This is a genomic window from Mycobacterium sp. (genome assembly GCF_049585075.1).
GTDB lineage: Bacteria > Actinomycetota > Actinomycetes > Mycobacteriales > Mycobacteriaceae > Mycobacterium.
In genome coordinates this window covers 1-3,936 of sequence record NZ_JBAUZA010000512.1, presented here as the reverse complement: position 1 = coordinate 3,936, position 3,936 = coordinate 1, and the positions used below count along the sequence as shown (strand labels likewise).

5 protein-coding genes are annotated in these 3,936 nt (G+C 67.7%); 3 read left to right on the top strand and 2 right to left on the bottom strand.

Annotated features, from left to right (window positions below):
• Both WB785_RS23895 and cobC read right to left on the bottom strand, forming a co-directional pair.
• Window positions 1-770 (bottom strand): YqfO family protein (locus tag WB785_RS23895; protein ID WP_424082443.1); only part of this gene is annotated, 770 nt, incomplete at its 3' end.
• Window positions 767-1,777, bottom strand: a complete 1,011-nt coding sequence (gene cobC / locus WB785_RS23890) for an Rv2231c family pyridoxal phosphate-dependent protein CobC (RefSeq protein WP_424082441.1) — start codon at window positions 1,775-1,777, stop codon at window positions 767-769. The genes WB785_RS23895 and cobC, both read right to left, overlap by 4 nt.
• An 84-nt stretch (window positions 1,778-1,861) precedes the next feature.
• On the opposite strand from cobC, the gene WB785_RS23885 reads away from it, so the two are divergent.
• The 3 genes from WB785_RS23885 to WB785_RS23875 are packed head-to-tail and all read left to right on the top strand — an operon-like array spanning window position 1,862 to window position 3,838.
• Window positions 1,862-2,530, top strand: a complete 669-nt coding sequence (locus WB785_RS23885; RefSeq protein WP_424082439.1) for an HAD-IA family hydrolase — start codon at window positions 1,862-1,864, stop codon at window positions 2,528-2,530.
• Window positions 2,523-3,017: a low molecular weight protein-tyrosine-phosphatase gene (locus WB785_RS23880; protein WP_424082437.1), complete on the top strand. Its 495-nt coding sequence runs from the start codon at window positions 2,523-2,525 to the stop codon at window positions 3,015-3,017. The genes WB785_RS23885 and WB785_RS23880 overlap by 8 nt, the downstream gene beginning before the upstream one ends.
• Window positions 3,017-3,838, top strand: a complete 822-nt coding sequence (locus tag WB785_RS23875; protein ID WP_424082435.1) for an SURF1 family protein — start codon at window positions 3,017-3,019, stop codon at window positions 3,836-3,838. The genes WB785_RS23880 and WB785_RS23875 overlap by 1 nt, the downstream gene beginning before the upstream one ends.
• Window positions 3,839-3,936 lie beyond the last annotated feature (98 nt).

Here is a 3,936-nt window from a genome sequence, read left to right as displayed (position 1 = left end):
AATGCGCTCAACGACTCTGGCTGGGCCAGCGAGCAGATTCGCCCCAGCCCGACGTCGGCGGGCAGCGGTGCCAATGCGACGAGGTCAAACGCCGGCTCCTCGTATGGATGCGCGGCCCGCATCGCCGAGAGCACCTCGCGCCGTGCCCGCGCAGGCGCGACAACCTCGACTCGATCCTCGACCACTTTTTCCACGGCGCCGACGCTGCCGATCGCCGGTGCAGCTCCATCGCCCGGCAGGAACTGGCCGGTGCCGGTGACGCTCCAGCTGCATTGGGAATAGTCACCGATTCGGCCGGCTCCGGCCGCAAAGACCGCCGCGCGCACCGCCTCCGCGTTCTCCGCCGGCACAAAGATCACCCACTTGTCCAAACCGGCCACCACATGTGAGGGCTCCAGCACCGCCTCAACGGTTAGCCCTAGCGCCTGCGCCAACGCATCGGACACTCCCGGTGATGCCGAGTCGGCATTGGTGTGTGCGGTGAACAGCGAACGGCCGGAACGAATCAGGCGGTGCACCAACGCACCTTTGGCGGTACTGGCCGCCACCGTGTCCACGCCGCGCAGCAGCAGCGGATGGTGGGCCAGTAGCAGGCCGCCGTCCGGAACCCCGTCGACGACTGCCGCGGTCGCATCGACGGCGATTGTCACCGAGGTCAGCGTGTCGTCAGGGTCGCCGCACACCAAGCCGACCGAATCCCACGACTCGGCTAGCCCGGGCGGATAAGCCTCGTCCAGCACGTCGATGGCGTCGGCCAGCCGCACGATCACGCCAGCACCTCCCGCAACGCCTCGACAAGCAGCGGCCACTCCGGCCTGACCGCCGCGCGCAGATATCGCCCGTCCAAACCGGTGAAGGTGTCACATCGTCGTACCGCAATTCCTTTGGCGTGCAGATGCTTTCGCGTCAACGCGGCGTCGTCGACGGTGAACAAGACGAATGGCGCACAGCCGTCCACTGATTCGACACCCACCGACCGCAGGCCCGACACCATCTCGGTGCGCAACACCGCCAAGCGTCGAGCTTCCACGGCCGCTTCGGCGACGGCGTCGGGCGCACAACAGGCCGCAATCGCCGTCAGTTGCAGGGTCCCCACCGGCCAGTGCGCCCGCTGAGCCGTCAACCAAGCCAACACGTCGGGTGCACCCAATGCGTAACCTACCCGAAGGCCCGCCAGCGACCACGTTTTGGTCAGGCTGCGCAATACCAGCACGTCGGGCAGCGGCTCGTCGGCGAGCGATTCCGGCTCACCGGGAATTGAATCGGCAAATGCCTCGTCCACCACCACGATCCGGCCGGGTCGGCGCAACGCGAGGATCTGCTCACGGGTGTGCAAAACCGATGTCGGGTTGGTGGGGTTGCCCACCACGACGAGGTCGGCGTCGTCGGGAACCTGCGCGCCGGCCAAGCCGAACGGCCGGTCAAGTACGACGTGCTGTACGCGCACACCGGCCGCCCGCAGCGCCACGGCGGGCTCGGTGAACGACGGCGCGATCACCGCCGCCAGCCTCGGGCGAAGGTTGGGCAGCAACGCGAATCCTTCGGCGGATCCGGCCAACAGTGCGATGTCGTCGGGAGCACGGCAATGACGGACCGCGACGGCTTGCATCGCCGCGCGCTCGTCGCCGCCGCTTGGGTAGCGCGCCAGATCCGGCAACCGTGCGGCCAGCCGCTGCACCAGCCAGGCAGGCGGCTGGGTATGACGGACGTTGACCGCGAAATCGAGCATGCCCGGTTCGGCGGCCTGATCGCCGTGATAGCGCGCGAGATTCGCCACGTCTGAAACCCTAACGACCTCGCGACGAGGCCAACTATCGGGACACGGTCAACCGCAGGTCGCGCCATCTTGGACAATAGGGACGTGACCGGCACGGCCTCCGCCGCTAAACCCCAACTGGTGATCTTCGACCTCGACGGCACCCTCACCGACTCCGCTGACGGGATCGTGTCCAGCTTTCGACACGCGCTCGGCCAGATTGGCGCCGAAGTGCCCGACGGCGACCTGACCAGCCGGATCGTCGGCCCGCCGATGCATCACACCCTCGCCACGATGGGGCTGGGCGAGCACGCCGACGCCGCGATCGCGGCCTACCGCGCCGACTACACCAGCCGCGGCTGGGCAATGAACAGCCTCTTCGACGGAATTAGTCATCTGCTGGCCGACCTGCGGGCCGCCGGCGTCCGGCTTGCCGTGGCGACCTCCAAGGCGGAGCCGACCGCACGTCGCGTCCTGGCGCATTTCGGGCTCGACCAGCACTTCGAGGTCGTCGCCGGAGCCAGCGTCGACGGCACCCGCGCTACCAAAACAGACGTGCTGGCCCACGCGTTGGCGCAACTGCAGCCGCTGCCCGACCGCGTGCTCATGGTCGGCGACCGCCGCCACGACGTCGAAGGCGCGGCTGCGCACGGCATCGACGCGGTGGTGGTCGGCTGGGGATACGGCCAAGCCGACTTCGCCGACGCCACCGAAACGGCCGGGCTGGTGCATGTTGCGACGGTTGCCGAGCTGCGGAGGACGTTAGGTGTCTGAGTCGCGGCTACACATCACGTTCGTGTGCACCGGCAACATCTGCCGGTCGCCGATGGCGGAGAAAATGTTCGCCCACCAGATCTGCCAGCGCGGTCTGCACGACGCCGTGCGGGTGACCAGCGCCGGAACTGCCGGCTGGCATATCGGAAAGTGCGCCGACGAGCGGGCCAACCGCGTGCTGCGCGCGCACGGCTACCCCACCGACCACAGCGCCGCGCAGGTCGGCATCGACCACATCGAGGCCGACCTGGTGGTCGCGCTGGCCCGCAACCACGTGTGGCTGCTTCAGCAGCTCGGGGTCGATTCCGACCGAATCCGGATGCTGCGGTCTTTCGACCCGCGCTCCGGTGCGTATGTCCTCGACGTCGACGACCCTTACTACGGCGACCACGACGACTTCGAATCGGTGTTCACCGCCATCGAGGCTTCGTTGCCGGGCCTGCACGCTTGGGTCGACGAGCGGCTTGCCGAGAACGGGCGCCCCTGATGCGTCGCCTCGCCTTTCTGCTGCGACCCGGCTGGGTGGCGCTGGCTGTTGTGGTGATCGCGTTCACCTACTTGTGTTTCAGCGTGCTCGCGCCCTGGCAGTTGGGCAAGAACACGAAGACGTCGCGAGAAAACAACCAGATTCAGCAATCTCTGACCACCGCGCCGGTGCCACTGAAAACCCTGTTGCCGCAACAAAACTCGTCAGCTCCCGACGCACAGTGGCGCACCGTGACGGCGACCGGCCACTATTTGGCCGATAAGCAGCTGCTGGTCCGGTTGCGGGTGGCCGAGGGGAATCCGGCGCTGGAGGTGCTGGTTCCCTTCGCCGTCGACGGAGGCCCCAATGTCCTGGTCGACCGCGGCTATGTGCGACCCGAACAAGGGTCGCGGGTGCCGGCGATTGCAGCGCCTCCGCGCGAGACAGTAACCATCACGGCGCGGCTGCGCGATTCCGAGCAGCCGGTGTCGGACAAGCAGCCATTCGTCAGTGACGGTGTGCGGCAGGTGTATTCGATCGATATCAGCCAGATAGCGACGCTGACCGGGGTTCCACTGGCTGGGTCATATCTGCAGTTGGTCGACAACCAACCCGGCGGGCTGGGCGTCATCGCGCTCCCCCACCTGGATGCCGGGCCGTTCTTGTCCTACGGCATTCAGTGGATCACGTTCGGCGTTGTCGCGCCGATCCTGCTGGGCTACTTCGTGTACGCCGAGATCCGGGCCCGCCGCGCCGAGAAGCGCCAGACCGAGCCCGCCGAGAAGACTGCGCCGGCCACCGTCGAGGACAAGCTCACCGACCGCTACGGACGGCGGCGCTGAGCCCTACGAGCGCCAGCACCGCAGCCGCCTGCACCGCACGCGAAAGCCGCACGGACCGGCGCAGATCCGCGACGGTTGGCGGTGGACCTGCACCGAGG